This is a genomic window from Paraburkholderia sp. (assembly GCF_050742655.1).
GTDB lineage: Bacteria > Pseudomonadota > Gammaproteobacteria > Burkholderiales > Burkholderiaceae > Paraburkholderia.
Genome location: NZ_JBOIGG010000026.1, coordinates 58,541 through 73,325, shown reverse-complemented (window position 1 = coordinate 73,325; position 14,785 = coordinate 58,541). Strand labels below are relative to the sequence as shown.

Sequence of the window (14,785 nt, the reverse complement as noted above, 5' to 3'; positions counted from 1 at the left end):
TTCGACATCCAGAGAGATCCTGTCCGTGATCGAAGATCGTGGACTCGATCCCTGATGTCCACGGCTGCATCACATCATGCCGTGCGCTCGTGCGCGATAGGGAACGGCCGGCGCGAGCCGCTTACCCCGCACCGCGACGCCGGTCAGTGCGCAGGTCTCACCGTGTCGCCGGCCTTTAATGACGCGTAGCCGGAACAGGCCCTGTCCGATGCGCGTCAACGTCAGTTGCTCGCGTTCGGTTCTGGCAAGCGACTCGTGCTGGTTTTGTCGCAGTAAGAGGCGGTCCGGTAAGATTCAAGGGAACGAGACGAACGATGTGACCGATGAAGCAGACGCTGAACCCAGCCTTGGCGCGCGTACTCAACGCCTGCACTATCCGCTTGATGTGATCCTGACGGCTTTGTCAACTTGTTGCATGCACAATGAGATATTGGCGGGCGTACAGCGCATCAGAAAGCAGTAGAGGGAGCTTGGGTGATGCCAGTGAATTCTCGCCATGCATCGAATCGCGCGGCGAGCTGTTTGCGATAGAGCGACGCACGTAGCAGATGCCGCTTGAGCGCGAAGTGCTGGCGGATCGGACCGAAGCAGGACAGGAAGGCCTGCGTGCGTTCGGGTAGACGAAAACCTCTCATGCGCCGCTCGCGTTCGCGCGTGGGCTGATGACTGTTCTCAGCGCGGTTGTTCACGCGTGCACTGGCCTTCACGAACACGTGCCTTACGTTCGCCAGTTCGGGGATCTCTGCTTTGGCCGCCGGGTAGCTGCGTAGCTGGTCGGTGACGATCTTTTTCGGTGTTTCGGGGCAGGCCGCCAGCACATGCTTGAAGAAGCGTTTCGCGGCAGCCTTGTCGCGACGTTTCTGCAGCAGGATGTCGAGTTCAGTGCCGTGCTGGTCGACGGCGCGCCACAGTACATAAGGCTAGTCTCGTACACGTCAAGCGACACGGTTAAGGGGTGGAAGGCGTTTTTTCAAACGTTGTGCCACTTTTCGCCGGAACGGACCTACGAAATCGCGGATCAGTGCCTCTCCCTACCTCGTGGATTACGTTCGATTTGGTTCGGCGAAATCGTTTCAAGTATTCGTGAAGGCTCGAAAACAGCTACTCGCAATTCGAAAGGTTTTGTCGCAGTAAGAGGCGGTCCGGTCCTCGACTTGATGCCGCGATGGTCCTGCTCGATCAGGTTGTTCAGGTACTTCGACGAGCGGCGTTTCGTGCGGCGCCACGCAGGATTCTCATCGGGCAGCTCGCGCACGGCCCGGTGCGATGCCGCGTAACCGTCGAGCGTGACGCAGGTCGGTGCGTGGCCCTGGGTACGCAGCGCCTTGCGCAAGAACGCTTTGGCCACCGCCACATCGCGCTTCGGACTGAGCCGGAAATCGACGGTGTTGCCGTCACGGTCAACTGCACGATACAGGTCACCCATTGGCCGCGCACCTTCACGTACGTCTCGTCGATACGCCAGGACCGACCTGTCTTGCGTGCGTAGCGGGCCCAGCGTTTCTCGAACTCGGGAACGTACCGCTGGACCCAGCGCATGATCGTGGTGTGCGCAACACGCAGGCCGCGCTCAAGCATCATTTCGACGAGATCCCGGTATGAGAGCTTGTAGCGACAGTACCAGCGCACGCACAGAATGATCAGTTCACGTTCAACGCGCCGGCCTTTGAACAACGCGTCCAGATCTTCGAGCTGCTTCGCCATCGCAACTGCTCACTCTCAAAACCGCCACTGTAGCTCAACGGAAAATTCGCACCAGAGCCCTTTGTCGCCCCTTTCGTCAAACACCCCCATGTTGCCCGCACTTCGCCGGTTCGACGGCTCGCGATCATCTGATCTGGACTGCAAATTAATTCTTCAGGTCCGACTCATTAACGGACTGTATGCGTGTTTCCTACTTCGGTGAAGGTGGCCTGATTGCGCTCAAGAGGATAGCACCGACAATCATGATCCCGACCATGAGGGACAGGCTAGTATGGAAATCACCGCTCGCTGTGTGAAGCCAGCCGATCGCGACGGGGCTCAGAAAGCCACCGAAGATTCCTATGGTATTGATTAGTGCGATACCGCCCGCCGCGGACGCGCCTTTCAGGTACGCCGGTGGAATCGCCCAGAACACCGTATAGGCCATCCACATCGATGCGGTGGCGACCGTGATGGACAGTAGCGACGCCCCGAGGCTCGGTCCCGTCCACACTGTCGCCATGAGTGACAGCCCGCTCACGAGCGCGGGAATCGCGCTGTGCCAGCGGCGTTCGTTGCGGTGGTCGGAGCGTCGGCCCATGACGAACATGCCCACCGTCGCCGCCACGAACGGAATGGCGGAGTAGACCCCGAGCTGCATCGGATCGGTGACACCACTGGATTTCAGCAGCTCGGGCAACCAGAAGTTGATCAGGTAGATGCCGCAGATGATGCAGAAATAGGCAGCTGCCATCAGGTAGACGCGTGGATCGGCCACGATCCGCATGAAGCCATGCGGCTCCACCTGAGGCTGCGATACTTCGGCCGCCAGTTGCAGCTTCTCGGCGGGCGTCAACCAGCGGGCCGTGTCGGGGCGATCGGCGAGCAGGAAGCGGGCCGCCAGGCCCAGCGCGACACAGGGTAGCCCTTCGATCAGGAACATCCACTGCCATCCATGGAATCCCGCCACGCCGGCGAACGTCGTCATCACCCACATGGAAACGGGGCCCGCTACGACTCCAGCGAGAGGACCGCCAATCATGACCGCAGCGATGGCGTTCGCCATTCGAGTTTCCGGATACCAGTAGGTGAGGTAAAACAGGATGCCCGGCGTAAAACCGGCTTCGAACACGCCCAACAGGAAACGCAACGCGTAGAACGTCTTGACGTCCTTTGCCATGACCATTGCCGCGGACGTCAATCCCCACAGCACGAGGATCCGGCTGATAGCCTTGCGCGCGCCGATACGAGGGAACATCAGATTGGACGGCACCTCGAACAGCGCGTATCCAAGAAAGAAGATGCCCGCGCCGATGCCATACTGCACGTCGGAAAATCCGATATCGGTCTGCATTTGTAGCTTCGCGAGCCCGACGTTGAGCCGGTCGAGACAGGCGAACAGATAGCAGACGAGCAGAAAAGGCAGGAGACGACGATCGAGCCGTCGATAAAGTATCGACTGCCGTTCGCCGTCCTGCGTTGAAACGAGCGTGGACATGCCAGTCTCCCAGGACCGGTCGCGTGGGAGTCCGACGTTGAGTCGGACTATGCGAAAAATCGTGTGTCAGGCTACCGCTTCGATTTCGTGGGATTCGTGCTGGTAGGCATGCACACGTTCGCGGAAGGCGCTGGACAACGGCACGGTTCGCTCGGTGGCGTAATCGTACGCGACGTGAGTCGATCCGCCCTTTGCGATGACGAGATCCTTGTCGCTTGCCGACGTGATCACGTATTCGATGTCGAAGCTCTTCGTCCCCAGGCGCGTAATCAGCGCGCTCACTTCGAGTATGTCTCCCCACTTGGCGGGATGAACATACTCGCAGGAAGTCTTGAGCATGATTTGCGGGATTCCATCGGTAAGCGGTACTTGCAGGAGCTCGTGTGCGTACGCCATGTAGGCATTCAACATGTACACGTAGTACATCGTCGCGCTAACGTGACCGGCAGGATCCTGATCGCGATAGGCAACCTCAAATTTCAGCGTGAACGCTCTGGACATTCTGGCACCTCTTCAATTAACGCCGGACAGATCGTGCCCGACTGAACATGGAAACAATCGTGGTTTGGGGCAACAGGTATCTGTTTCGCCCCGACGGGTTATCTCAAGACGCGTTGATCGCGATACGATTTGCCGCCACGCGCACGCACCACCGAGCCGCCTCTCGTTTCGAGTATCGGCAGATCGGCGAGCGCGTTGACGACATGCGCCATGGTCGGCAGATCGAACCAGGTCGCCGCATTGAAGCGCAGCCGTGCTGTGCCCGTGTATCGCTGCTCGACGGTGACGTGCGGATCGTGGCTGGGTGTCAGCGTGACCTGGCAAAGATCGGCTTCCCCCCAGTCGCCGGTCCGCGGCTTGTACTTCAGCATCAACGTGCCGTCAGAACCGCCCGACGTTTTGCCGGGCGGCGCCTCCGCCAGTTCGCCTACCGCGAGTTCGAGGAACCGGAATCCCATCCAGCTCGCCTCGCAGATCTGTTCGCCGTTGAACCTGCGCGGCGCGGCGACCTCGGCGTAGAGCTTCGGATGGCCGATCTCGTCACGCCCCGTGATGATCGGATCGGCGAGGTTCTCCCAGACCGCGGCGAGAAACTTGCCGCTGGCCCGGTCACTGAGACCGGTGAAGACCGCAGGCCAGCTCATGTGAATCATGGTGTAGCCCCGTCCAGCCAGCCAGGCGATCTCCGTGAGGTAATGAAACTCGATCGTCACCACCGGCTCGCCCGCCAGCGCGAAACCTTCTGGCAGGTGTCGTTCAAGACAGGCCGCGTCGGTCAAAAACGAAGCCGAGACGGTCGTGCGCTTCGGGTTCTGATCCGGGTCCGACACCAGCGCGTCAGGCAGTTGTCTCGGCCCGGGTGCAGGTCCGAAGTGGGTCGGCATCCGATAGATGCGCCCTTTCTCAAATGTGTAGGTCAACGCACACCTCCATTTCAACAGGCAGCAGCAACGGGCAGCCTGCTCGATTTGTCACCGATGCGATGCAAGGCCGGCTCCCGCGTAAATGATCTGCAGCTTGCCCCCGATCTCGCGCATCAGATTTCCTGCACTCGCGTTCTGTGGAAGGTTCTGCATACGGTAGAGCACGAACGGCTCGCTGCCCGATCGATTGCCGATAGAGTGGTAGCACCAGGCAGGAACAAAAATCGTGTCGCCGGTTTCGATTTTTTCAACTGGCTGATCTTCGCCGAAGACGATTTCCCCCGATCCGGAACGCACGATGTAGAGATGCCAGAACGAGTGGCGATGACGCTCGGTGGTTTCGCCAGGTTTTAATATCTGGATGACGAGAGAAAGATCCGGCGCCACGGTTCCGTGTTCATCCACGTTTCCGCCCGACAGCGCAAGCGTACCCTGCGGGTTGTGCGGTCGAGTACCGGCTCCCGACTCGATTGACTGCCACTTCCATACCACCGGGTCCGCGAGAGGCTTGGAAGTGAGCTCGAGGTATTCTGAAAACGGGAGGATGTCTCCCTCGACGGTTTGCATGGTCACTCCTTGATCGCCTGCACGGGTTGTTGAAATTGGCACGCATCCGGATGGGCGTCGCGAAACGCGTCCATTTGCATACAGTGTTCGTGGATTCGCGCTACCGTCGGAAACGCTTCGACGATGACGCCCAGCTTGAGCGCCGACACGACCTGCGGGACCAGTGCGACATCGGCAAGCGATACGCGGTCACCGTGACAAAAACGACCTGTCGCCGGGTCGGACGCCAGCACGTCTTCAAGTGCGGTGAGCCCATCGATCAGCCAGTGTTGCTTCCAGTGCTGGATCGTCGGTTCATCGCAGCCGAGGACCGTCTTCAAATAGCGTGCAACGCGCATTGTCGTAATCGGGTGCGTGTCCGCCGCAACGATATGGAACAGGGCGCGAACGCGAGCCTGCTCCATTGGCGTCGCGGGCAGCAGCGGCGGGTCGGGATAGGTCGACTCGAGAAACTCGAGGATCGCCGCCGACTGGGTCAATACGTCGCGCCCCACCGCGAGCGCGGGTAACAGCCCTTGCGGGTTGACCGACAGATAGGCGGGCGACCGCTGGGCGCCGGCGTCCAGATCGTGAACGATCTGCTCATAGCTTATTTTCTTGAGATTGAGCGCGATGCGAACCCGAAACGAAGCAGAGGATCGATAGAAGTGATGAAGCGTCACCATGGTCAATTCTCCTCGGCGACGGCTGCCAATGCAGAGACGTCTCGCGCAGTCGATCTGTTTTCCGCAACGTGGCCGAGGTCGGCAGGTGCGCTGGCGTTCGACATATCGACCGCGCAGTCCGACGCGATTGCGTCCAGCAATTCCAGTACACAGCACTCCGCATCGCGCGTCTGACGCGATGCGATACCGGGGCGTGGCAACGCGTGGGTATAAAAATGCACACCCTCGACGGGGAAGCCGATTGCCCAGAGCCGTGCCTGGCTTTCCCCGTCGCGGCTGATGGGATGCAAGCGGGTATCGATGTCGATCCCTCCTGGGTGGTAGTCGCCATTCATATAAGGTCGCACAAGGCCGCGAGTGCGTAATGCGACCGACAACGGCGACGCGTCGGTAATCGGGCAATAGGTATCCAGACGCGCCGTGACGAGTACATCCGCGTACCAGTGCTCGACACGTTCGCCGTAGCGGGCCTCGATGCGAAAGCGGGCGCTCGAATCGTCGTCGATCACCTGGGCACCGGGGCCGCCGACGATATCGATCAGGCCTGCCGCGTGCAACGCGAGAAATTCCCGATTTCGGCGCAGCGGTGGGCCAAAGGAAATGCGATTGGTGGTCGCGTTGAAATCCTCGACGAAATATCGATGCGAGTCCGGCGTCAGACCGCCGTATTCGACGGCCGCGCGCAGCCCCTCGCGCGCGTCTCTGAGTACGTCGGTGGCGGCTTTCACTGGACTCTTCACGTTGCCCAGCAGCGCGTGATCCAGATCCTCGCGGAAAGTCAGATAGAAGAACTCCCGAAAATCTCCGAACGACCGGAACTCCCGGTCATAGAGTGGCCAGAGGATTTCCCGGATTGCCTGCAGTTCATCCGGCAGCGGTTCGAATGAATCGACTTCAACGTCGCTACCTTGCGACGAGACCCGGTACGCGTACGCCATTTCCTTGATCACGAGCGGCAACACGTCGCTCCTGAAATCGATTCGCGGGTCGCCTGTCGCCTCGAAGGCGGCATCGTGGAGTTTCGCGACCGCCGCCGGTGTGAAGAAGCGCGCCTCATGGCGACCTGTCAGCCCTTTCTGGTTGATTCCGCGTGCGGAAAACGGCAAGCCGCAACGGGAGAACATCAACATGTGAGGCTCCAGGCCAGACTTCACGTAGACAAGCTCGTCGCCGCGTTCGATATAGCGACCGCCGCGACCAAGCGTCAGCGCCGATATCACATCGTGTGCCGTGAGGCCGAAGCCCTGGATGGCCACCGTGGCTCTCGGCGCGATGTCATCGAGGGCCTCGACCGGATAGGGCGACGGGACATAGGCCAGGTCCGGATTGTTAAAAAAATGACGCTTCACGAATTGCGCAAACTTCACATCGCTGCCGGTCGGTTGACGGCGGCCATGTCCGGTTGCGAGGAACGCAAACTGGACCGCGTGCGACGTGCCGTCATGCTGAAGCACGTTGTAGCCGCCCGGCAGCGGGACCAGATCGACAACCGTGGCGCGTCGGTGCGTGATCTTCACGTTAGACGGCAGCGCTGCAACGATGCGTCTGTAGATCCACGACAGGTACTCGCCGAGCATGCTCCGCGGCAGATGGTCCGCCTCCGTTATCGGCCGACCCATGTCGTCCGGCGCGCGCCGAAATGCGCCGTCCACGTAGCGGTACCCTTCGTCGCACGCCCACTCGACGAGCGAGGGTGCGCCCTCTCGCCCGAGTACGCTTTGCGGCGCAAACATCGTGACCTGCGAGGCGACTGTGTTGATCAGCAGGTGATCCGGCTGCTTCGCGCGGTGGACGCCTTGCCCACAGTCGTTCGGATCGAAAATGGCGATGTCCAGAACGACGTCGTACGGGACGCGGTTGGCATGCTGCAGGAGTCGCTCGAGCAGGGTGACGCCACGAGGCCCCATCCCGATGATCGCGATTGAAACCGTGGTAGTCATCGTGCGTCTCCCGTTTCCAGTGCCAGCTCGCCTTCTACCGCGTGCATGTCCGAAACCGGCTGCGCATGTAGCGCGACGATGTCGGGATGGCCGTTCCAGTGGGGAAACCGTGCGCGGACCAGCGGATCGTGTCCGGGTATCACGTGATCGGGGCTGTCGGCGAGTTTCGTGATCATTCGATGCCCATCGAGCATCGACGGGACGTTGTGGACGATCGGGAATAAGTGCCCGGAGCGGACGTGATCCCAGTAGTGGGCGGCGTCGCTTGCGAGCACGACATGTCCTCGCGCTGTGTTCACCCGCACCACCTGCAGTCCGGCTGTGTGTCCGCCGACCAGATGCACGCTTATGCCGGGCGCGATGACTTCGTCGCCGTCGGCAAATACGACGCGGCCGGCGTGCAATCGCTCGATCGCGGCACAGACGTCACGCGATTCGAACGGTCGCCGTACCACGGCGTGGCACATGCACCGTCCTGTGCAATAGGCCATCTCGGCCTCCTGGATACGCAGTGTTGCGCCAGGAAACGCACGGATGTTGCCGGCGTGGTCGTAGTGCATGTGACTGATGATGACCGTATCGATATCGTGCGCATCGATGCCGAGCGCGTTGAGCAGATCGACGGGCGCGTGCAGGTATCGCCTTCCACGCCGCATCGCGGTCGCGGCGTCGAACCCGGTGTCGACCAGTACGGTCCGGCCTTCACCTCGAATCACCCAGACATAGAAGTCGAGCGGCATGGCGATGTCGTCGTGCGGATCGTCGCCGAGATAGTTCTCGCCGCTGCGCCGCGTGTCGTGCGTCGCGTAACGAAGCGCGAAGATTTCGTAGGACGGGCTGTCGAGACTGTCGGCATTGTCGGAATACAGGGCATCGTTCATTCGACCGCCTCCAGAAGGTCCGCACTCCTCGCCCCCGAAGACCGGACAGGAATCGTCTTCCTTGGGTGTTCATCCATGTCGGACAACGCCTGTTGGAAGAAAAACTGCTTTTCGCCGAAAGCCGGGACCAGCTCGTCGAACCACGTCGCGTCGGGGTCGAACTTCGCGTAGAACGGGCGCCGGACCCATTCCGGATTCCGCGCCTGCAGCAACTGCAGCGCGAACACTTTTTCGCCGGCCAGCTCGACGATGCCGTCCACCATCACCTTGCCGGGGAAAGCGCTCATCGACGGGCCGCGCACGGTACGCGCCAGGCCGGAAACCCGGCTATAGGCCGACCGGAAAATTTCATACGCCCGGGCGAGCGGCAGCTTGAAGTAGTCGCTCGGCCCGGTATCCCGCTCGACAAACATGTAGTACGGAATCGCGCCGAGACGGACGCCCGTCGTCCACAGATCGGCCCAGCCAGCGGGGTCTTCGTTGATATGCCGGATGAGCGGAGCCTGAATACGCAGGCTCGCGCCGGTTCCGATGATGCGTCGCACCGCCTTTTCGGCCAGCGGGTGCTGCAGTTCGCGAGGATGGTTGTAATGGCCCATCAGCGCGAGGTTGCGGCCGGACCCCGTGACTTTTTCGAATACGCGAAGCAGGTCGTCGGCGTCCTTGTCGTTCACGAAACGGTGCGGCCAGTACGCGACGGACTTCGTGCCGATCCGGATGTTCTGAATATGGCTGAACTCGGGAGAGAGCAACGGCTCGATGTACTCGGCCAGCGAGCGCGCGTTCATCACGAGCGGGTCGCCGCCTGTCACGAGAATGTCCGTGACTTCCGGATGACGCCTGAGGTATGCGAGCAGCTCCTGGGACGTGCGAGCGTCGAACTTCAATTCGTCCATGCCGACGAATTGCGGCCAGCGAAAGCAGAACGTGCAGTACGCATGGCACGACTGACCCGCACTCGGGAAGAACAGTACCGTCTCACGATACTTGTGTTGCAGCCCGCTTAGCGGCACGCCATCGAGATACGGAACGTTGTGGGTCAGCTGCCCAGCAGGATGAGGATTCATCCGCAACCGGATCTGCCGCACGAGTGCTTCGATCCGGGACTCGTCGGCTCCTGAGCGGAGCAGTTCGCGAATCGACTTGTATTCGTCGTCGCGCAGCATGTCGCGATGCGGAAACGTGAGTCGGTAGATCGGATCGTCTGGAATATTGTTCCAGTCGATCAGTTCATTCAGAACGTACGAGTTGACGCGAAACGGCAATACGCGGGAAACGATGTCGACCGCTTCCTGCAGGTCGGCCGACAACAACTGCCACTGGGGCACCTGGGTAATTGTGTTCCGCGTATACGGCTTGAACTTCGTGACCTGTGCTTCGCTCATGATGATTGACTCTCTTAGAGTTTAAATTAGTTCATTCAATAATCTTTTCTGCATTAAATAATTAAGATAGCTAATTAAACAGAAAATACCGGTTAGCTATCGATTCCCCACTACGACTAAACGAAATCAGGCCACGCGGTGCAGATCCAGCCGCGCACCGGTCTTCGCCTTGATCTCGTCGACCGTGACGCCCGGTGCAAGTTCGGTCACCTTCAGGCCGTCGCTGGACACCTCGATCACGCCGAGGTCCGTGATGATCTGGTCGACCACACCGACGCCGGTCAGCGGCAGCGTGCATTCCTCGAGGATTTTGTGCTGGTCGCCCTTCGCGACGTGCTCCATCAACACCACGACGCGCTTCACGCCCGCCACCAGATCCATCGCGCCGCCCATCCCCTTGATCATCTTGCCGGGGATCATCCAGTTCGCGAGATCGCCGGTCTTGCTGATCTGCATCGCGCCAAGGATCGCGAGGTTGATGTGTCCGCCGCGGATCATCGCGAACGAATCCGCCGACGAAAAGATCGATGAACCCGGCAGCGTCGTCACCGTCTGCTTGCCCGCGTTGATCAGATCGGCATCGACTTCCTCTTCGGTCGGCGACGGGCCGATGCCGAGCAGGCCGTTCTCCGACTGCAGCCACACTTCGACGCCCGCCGGCACGTGATTCGCGACCAGCGTCGGCAGCCCGATGCCCAGGTTCACGTAGAAGCCGTCCTGCAGTTCCTTCGCCGCGCGCGCGGCCATTTCGTCACGAGTCCATGCCATGATCAATCTCCTTTCGCGCGGACGATGCGTTGTTCGATGCGTTTTTCCGGATGTGCATTGAGCACGATGCGCTGCACGAAGATGCCCGGCGTGTGGATCGCGTCCGGATCGAGTTCGCCCACCTCGACGATCTCCTCGACCTCGACGATCGTGATCTTGCCCGCCATCGCGCACATCGGGTTGAAGTTGCGCGCGGTGCGGCGATAGATCAGGTTGCCGGACTTGTCCGCCTTCCATGCCTTGACGAGCGCGATGTCCGCGGTCAGCGAATGTTCGAGCACGTAGTGGTTCTCGCCGAACTGGCGCGTTTCCTTGCCTTCGGCAATCAGCGTGCCGTAGCCGGTATTCGTGAAGAAGGCGGGAATGCCGGAGCCACCGGCCCGCAGCTTTTCGGCGAGCGTGCCCTGCGGTGTGAATTCGAGTTCGAGTTCGCCGGCCAGATACTGGCGCTCGAACTCCTTGTTCTCGCCGACGTACGACGAGATCATCTTTTTCACCTGCCGCGTTTCGAGCAACTGGCCGAGACCGAAGCCATCGACGCCCGCGTTGTTGCTGATGCAGGTGATGCCCTTCACGCCGGTGTCGCGCAACGCCGCGATCAGCGCCTCCGGGATGCCGCACAGACCGAAGCCGCCGATCGCGAAGATCTGCCCATCCGCGACGATGCTTTCAAGTGCGTTCTCAGCCGTCGAATAAATTTTGCTCATGCCGAATTCCTTGCATGTCCCGTCGCTTCAGCGCAGCTTCGACCGAAGGGAAACGGTAGTTACGGGAACGACTGGATTTCAGACCTCGGCCACGCTCTCGGCGACGGATGCGTGCGTATCCTCGGCGTCAAACACGAATCCTTCGTAGTTCCGCTCGAGGGCCGCGTCGCAGAAAGCCATGTAGGAGTCGAATCCCTCGAGGTCGAGCAGCACCACTCTCGGTTTGCCCGGCACGTTGGCACCGACGTACCACGAATTGCTGCGGTGAATCAGCGAGCGCTCCGCGATCGAAAGGATGCGCGTGGTCCACGCTTCCTGCGCCGCGCGGGTCGGCTCGATCGTGGTCGCATCGACGTGCAGCGTGCGCTCGACGAGCTGCATGACCAGATCGACCTGATGTTCGTCACACGGAATCGCGCTACTCAGCGAAGCCGTACTCCCCGGGCCGGCAATGTTGAAGAGGTTCGGGAAATCCGCGCTCATGAGGCCCAGATAGGTTTGCGGACCTCCCGCCCACTCAGTGCGCAGGGAGCGGCCACGCCGGCCACGGATGTCGATGTTCAGCAGCGCGCCTGTTACCGCGTCGAATCCCGTCGCGAACACGATCATGTCGAGCTCGATCCCGGTTCCGCCCACGACGATGCCACGCTCCGTAATCGCCTCGATCGGCGTTTCACGTAGATCGACCAGCGCGACGTTGTCCCGGTTAAAAGTCTCGAAGTAACTGCTGTCGGCGCACAGACGCTTGGTCAGGATCGGATGATCCCGTGGAACGAGTTTGTCCGCGACGACGGGGTCGTCGATCTTCGCCCGGATCTTCGAGCGCACGAACTCCGACAGCGTGGCGTTGGCCTCCTCGCTGGTCAGCAGATCGGTGTAGGAGGTGTAGTAGCACAAGCCCCCTGCCTCCCAGCGTGCTTCATACTCGCGCTGACGCTCTTCGGCGGATACATCGAGCGCCGCGGTCTGCAGCGGCTGGCGAACCTCACCACCGACGCAGACAAAGCCGCCGAACGAACGCCATTCCATCTCACGCAGCGTTTCGTAGTTCGCCTTCATCTGCTTCTCGTACCCGGCGTCCATCGGGCGGTTGCGCAACGGAATACTGTAGTTTGGCGTGCGCTGAAACACGGTGACATGGCCGGCGGACTGCGCGACGACCGGGACGAGCTGGATCGCGGATGAGCCGGTGCCGATCACGCCAACGCGTTTGCCCGTGAACTCGACCGTCTCGTGCGGCCAACGCGACGTGAAGTAGCACTCGCCGGCAAAGCTGCCGTACCCGGGGATGTCGGGCACTTTCGGTGCGGACAGGCAGCCGGTCGCCATGACGCAGAAGCGCGCCCGGAACGTTTCGCCCGTCTGCGTCGTGACCGTCCATCCGGCGCTCGTCTCATCGAAGGCGGCCATTTCGATGCGTGTGTCGAGCTGGATGTGCTCGTAGAGTCCGAAGCGTTGCGCGACGTGATCGAAGTAGCGCAACAACTCGGGTTGCGAAGCATAGCGCTCCGTCCAGTGCCATTCCTGCTCGAGTTCGCTGGAAAACGAGTACGAGTATTCGAAGCTCTCGATGTCAACGCGCGCGCCAGGATAGCGATTCCAGTACCAGGTTCCGCCGATGCCACTGGCCGCGTCGAATAGACGGGCGGTCAATCCCGCAGCCCGCGCCCGGTGCAGCATGTATAACCCAGCAACACCCGCTCCCACGATGATCACGTCGAAGGTGTTTCTCTCTTTGATGGTATTCGGCATGCTATTTCCTCAATATCGATGAGTTGTTTGCTCTGGATAATCGAAGCGTCTGAATCGATGCGTGGAGATGGCGGTTCCGGCTCGATGGATCCGGCGCGGACAACCTGCAGGCCGCCCGCGTGACGTCGATCAGTCGTAGACGCGTGAACCGACGCTAATGGTCGGGGTCGACCACTTGCGTCCATAGGCGACCATGATCAGGAAGCTCAGAATGAAACTCAGGCCCCCGACCATCAGCAGTCCCAACTCGCCAAGCACCGGGAGCAGGTTGGTCAGGAATCCCGTTACGACCCACGCAATGGCCATCACCGAACCCGCGACACCCAGCGCCCAGCCCTGCCGCTCCTCGGCGACGGCATCGGAGTACGCCGTGTACATCGTCGTGTAGGCGATCATGTCGAAACAGCCCACCACCATGCCCAGTACCCACAGCGCAATCTCGTTGGGCAGAAGCGCGGAGAGGATCTGCCCAATGCCCGCGATCAGAAGACCCGCTTTCGCGATATCGACGACACTCCAGACCTTCAGCATCAGCCGGACGATGACCATCAGACCAAAGACAAAGCAGATTCCGATCAGGCCACTGAACATGCCTAGTTGTGAGCTCGTGTACTGAAACCTGGTCTGCAGGACCAGCATGATCGTCTGTAGATAGAGGCCATACCCAACCTGCATCAGGAAGAAAACGACCGATAGAAACGCGACGCGATGATGGCGCGCGGCCTCGTAGATAATGCGTAGCGGCAACAGCAGGTCGATGCGGGTGCCGCCCTTGGGCACGACGACGTCACGGTAGAACCAGAAGGTCCAGAGGCCGCAAAATACAGACAGTGCGGCGACGAGCAGGAACGGAGTGCCGTAGTTGAAGAACGGCGCGATCGTCCGATCCGAGGTCACACCACCGAGCACCGGGCCGACGATGACACCCGCGCTGAACGCGATCGACATGATGCTCATGTTGTACGCCTTGGTTTCGGGCGTACTCACGTCGGTGATGGCTGCCTGCGCGATACCCTGGCATCCCGCCATCAGGCCACTCAGTCCGCGGCCGACCAGCAGTAGCGCGATACTGGGCAGCAACGCACCCAGCGCCATTAGCAGATAGCTGAGCGCCAGCCCAAATACGCAAAGCAGCATGATCTTCCTGCGCCCATAACCGTCGGATAGTTCACCCATCAAGGACGAGCCGAAGAACATGCAAAATGGATAAACACCGTAGCCGAGCCCTAAAAGGAAGTTGCGCAAATGAGGATTCGTACTCGAGCTGATGATGCCGGAGTGAGGATCGGAGAAGATTGCGGCCATGATTGGATAAACCAGGCCGAAACCCATTGCGTCGATGGCGATCGCCAGCAAACAAGGGCCTAGCAGCTTTAGATTCAGTTTGGACATGCACACCTCGAACTGTTGAACTTGCTCATAACAGTAGTCGGCGATCCAATCTTCGAGTAGATTTGTGCCAGTAATCTTAGCTATCAGAGATACTGATAATTCCCGGGTCAGCAATAATTTCCC

12 protein-coding genes and 2 pseudogenes are annotated in these 14,785 nt (G+C 60.5%); all 14 read right to left on the bottom strand.

The window, feature by feature from the left end:
• Positions 1–449: 449 nt before the first annotated feature.
• Positions 450–920, bottom strand: a pseudogene (locus ACREXZ_RS27825) (IS6 family transposase); the annotation flags it as partial.
• Positions 921–1,134: 214 nt separating this feature from the next.
• Positions 1,135–1,704, bottom strand: a pseudogene (locus tag ACREXZ_RS27820) (IS6 family transposase); the annotation flags it as partial.
• Positions 1,705–1,894: 190 nt separating this feature from the next.
• Positions 1,895–3,181 (bottom strand): MFS transporter, encoded by a 1,287-nt coding sequence (locus ACREXZ_RS27815; protein WP_431767345.1) that lies wholly within the window; start codon positions 3,179–3,181, stop codon positions 1,895–1,897.
• A 66-nt stretch (positions 3,182–3,247) separates the two neighbouring features.
• Positions 3,248–3,682, bottom strand: a complete 435-nt coding sequence (locus ACREXZ_RS27810) for an acyl-CoA thioesterase (RefSeq protein WP_431767344.1) — start codon at positions 3,680–3,682, stop codon at positions 3,248–3,250.
• 98 nt (positions 3,683–3,780) lie between these two features.
• Complete coding sequence (locus tag ACREXZ_RS27805) at positions 3,781–4,566, bottom strand: acetoacetate decarboxylase family protein (protein WP_431767351.1); 786 nt, start codon at positions 4,564–4,566, stop codon at positions 3,781–3,783.
• A gap of 87 nt (positions 4,567–4,653) precedes the next feature.
• Positions 4,654–5,172 (bottom strand): cupin domain-containing protein, encoded by a 519-nt coding sequence (locus ACREXZ_RS27800; protein ID WP_431767343.1) that lies wholly within the window; start codon positions 5,170–5,172, stop codon positions 4,654–4,656.
• A 2-nt stretch (positions 5,173–5,174) separates the two neighbouring features.
• On the bottom strand, positions 5,175–5,837 hold the full coding sequence (gene maiA / locus ACREXZ_RS27795) for a maleylacetoacetate isomerase (protein WP_431767342.1): 663 nt from the start codon (positions 5,835–5,837) through the stop codon (positions 5,175–5,177).
• Between the two features lie 2 nt (positions 5,838–5,839).
• Positions 5,840–7,777, bottom strand: a complete 1,938-nt coding sequence (locus tag ACREXZ_RS27790; protein WP_431767341.1) for an FAD/NAD(P)-binding protein — start codon at positions 7,775–7,777, stop codon at positions 5,840–5,842.
• Positions 7,774–8,658, bottom strand: a complete 885-nt coding sequence (locus tag ACREXZ_RS27785) for an N-acyl homoserine lactonase family protein (RefSeq protein ID WP_431767340.1) — start codon at positions 8,656–8,658, stop codon at positions 7,774–7,776. Before ACREXZ_RS27785 ends, ACREXZ_RS27790 begins: the two co-directional genes overlap by 4 nt.
• A complete protein-coding gene (locus tag ACREXZ_RS27780; RefSeq protein ID WP_431767339.1) occupies positions 8,655–10,043 on the bottom strand; it encodes a KamA family radical SAM protein in 1,389 nt (462 codons plus the stop codon). The genes ACREXZ_RS27785 and ACREXZ_RS27780 overlap by 4 nt, the downstream gene beginning before the upstream one ends.
• Before the next feature lie 126 nt (positions 10,044–10,169).
• The gene (locus ACREXZ_RS27775) at positions 10,170–10,811 is read right to left on the bottom strand and encodes a CoA transferase subunit B (protein WP_431767338.1); all 642 of its coding nucleotides are present in this window, start codon (positions 10,809–10,811) and stop codon (positions 10,170–10,172) included.
• A gap of 2 nt (positions 10,812–10,813) precedes the next feature.
• Positions 10,814–11,518, bottom strand: a complete 705-nt coding sequence (locus tag ACREXZ_RS27770; protein WP_431767337.1) for a CoA transferase subunit A — start codon at positions 11,516–11,518, stop codon at positions 10,814–10,816.
• 78 nt (positions 11,519–11,596) lie between these two features.
• Positions 11,597–13,270, bottom strand: coding sequence for a flavin-containing monooxygenase (locus ACREXZ_RS27765; RefSeq protein ID WP_431767336.1), 1,674 nt, complete (start codon positions 13,268–13,270; stop codon positions 11,597–11,599).
• 129 nt (positions 13,271–13,399) lie between these two features.
• Complete coding sequence (locus tag ACREXZ_RS27760; RefSeq protein WP_431767335.1) at positions 13,400–14,662, bottom strand: MFS transporter; 1,263 nt, start codon at positions 14,660–14,662, stop codon at positions 13,400–13,402.
• Positions 14,663–14,785: the final 123 nt, after the last annotated feature.

Bases quoted from the DNA above. Each gene is read 5' to 3' on its own strand.
- ACREXZ_RS27775 (WP_431767338.1), bottom strand. From the start codon at position 10,811: ATGGCATGGACTCGTGACGAAATGGCCGCGCGCGCGGCGAAGGAACTG.
- ACREXZ_RS27760 (WP_431767335.1), bottom strand. From the start codon at position 14,662: ATGTCCAAACTGAATCTAAAGCTGCTAGGCCCTTGTTTGCTGGCGATC.
- ACREXZ_RS27770 (WP_431767337.1), bottom strand. From the start codon at position 11,518: ATGAGCAAAATTTATTCGACGGCTGAGAACGCACTTGAAAGCATCGTC.
- ACREXZ_RS27780 (WP_431767339.1), bottom strand. From the start codon at position 10,043: ATGAGCGAAGCACAGGTCACGAAGTTCAAGCCGTATACGCGGAACACA.
- ACREXZ_RS27790 (WP_431767341.1), bottom strand. From the start codon at position 7,777: ATGACTACCACGGTTTCAATCGCGATCATCGGGATGGGGCCTCGTGGC.
- ACREXZ_RS27785 (WP_431767340.1), bottom strand. From the start codon at position 8,658: ATGAACGATGCCCTGTATTCCGACAATGCCGACAGTCTCGACAGCCCG.
- maiA (WP_431767342.1), bottom strand. From the start codon at position 5,837: ATGGTGACGCTTCATCACTTCTATCGATCCTCTGCTTCGTTTCGGGTT.
- ACREXZ_RS27765 (WP_431767336.1), bottom strand. From the start codon at position 13,270: ATGCCGAATACCATCAAAGAGAGAAACACCTTCGACGTGATCATCGTG.
- ACREXZ_RS27815 (WP_431767345.1), bottom strand. From the start codon at position 3,181: ATGTCCACGCTCGTTTCAACGCAGGACGGCGAACGGCAGTCGATACTT.
- ACREXZ_RS27800 (WP_431767343.1), bottom strand. From the start codon at position 5,172: ATGCAAACCGTCGAGGGAGACATCCTCCCGTTTTCAGAATACCTCGAG.
- ACREXZ_RS27810 (WP_431767344.1), bottom strand. From the start codon at position 3,682: ATGTCCAGAGCGTTCACGCTGAAATTTGAGGTTGCCTATCGCGATCAG.
- ACREXZ_RS27805 (WP_431767351.1), bottom strand. From the start codon at position 4,566: ATGCCGACCCACTTCGGACCTGCACCCGGGCCGAGACAACTGCCTGAC.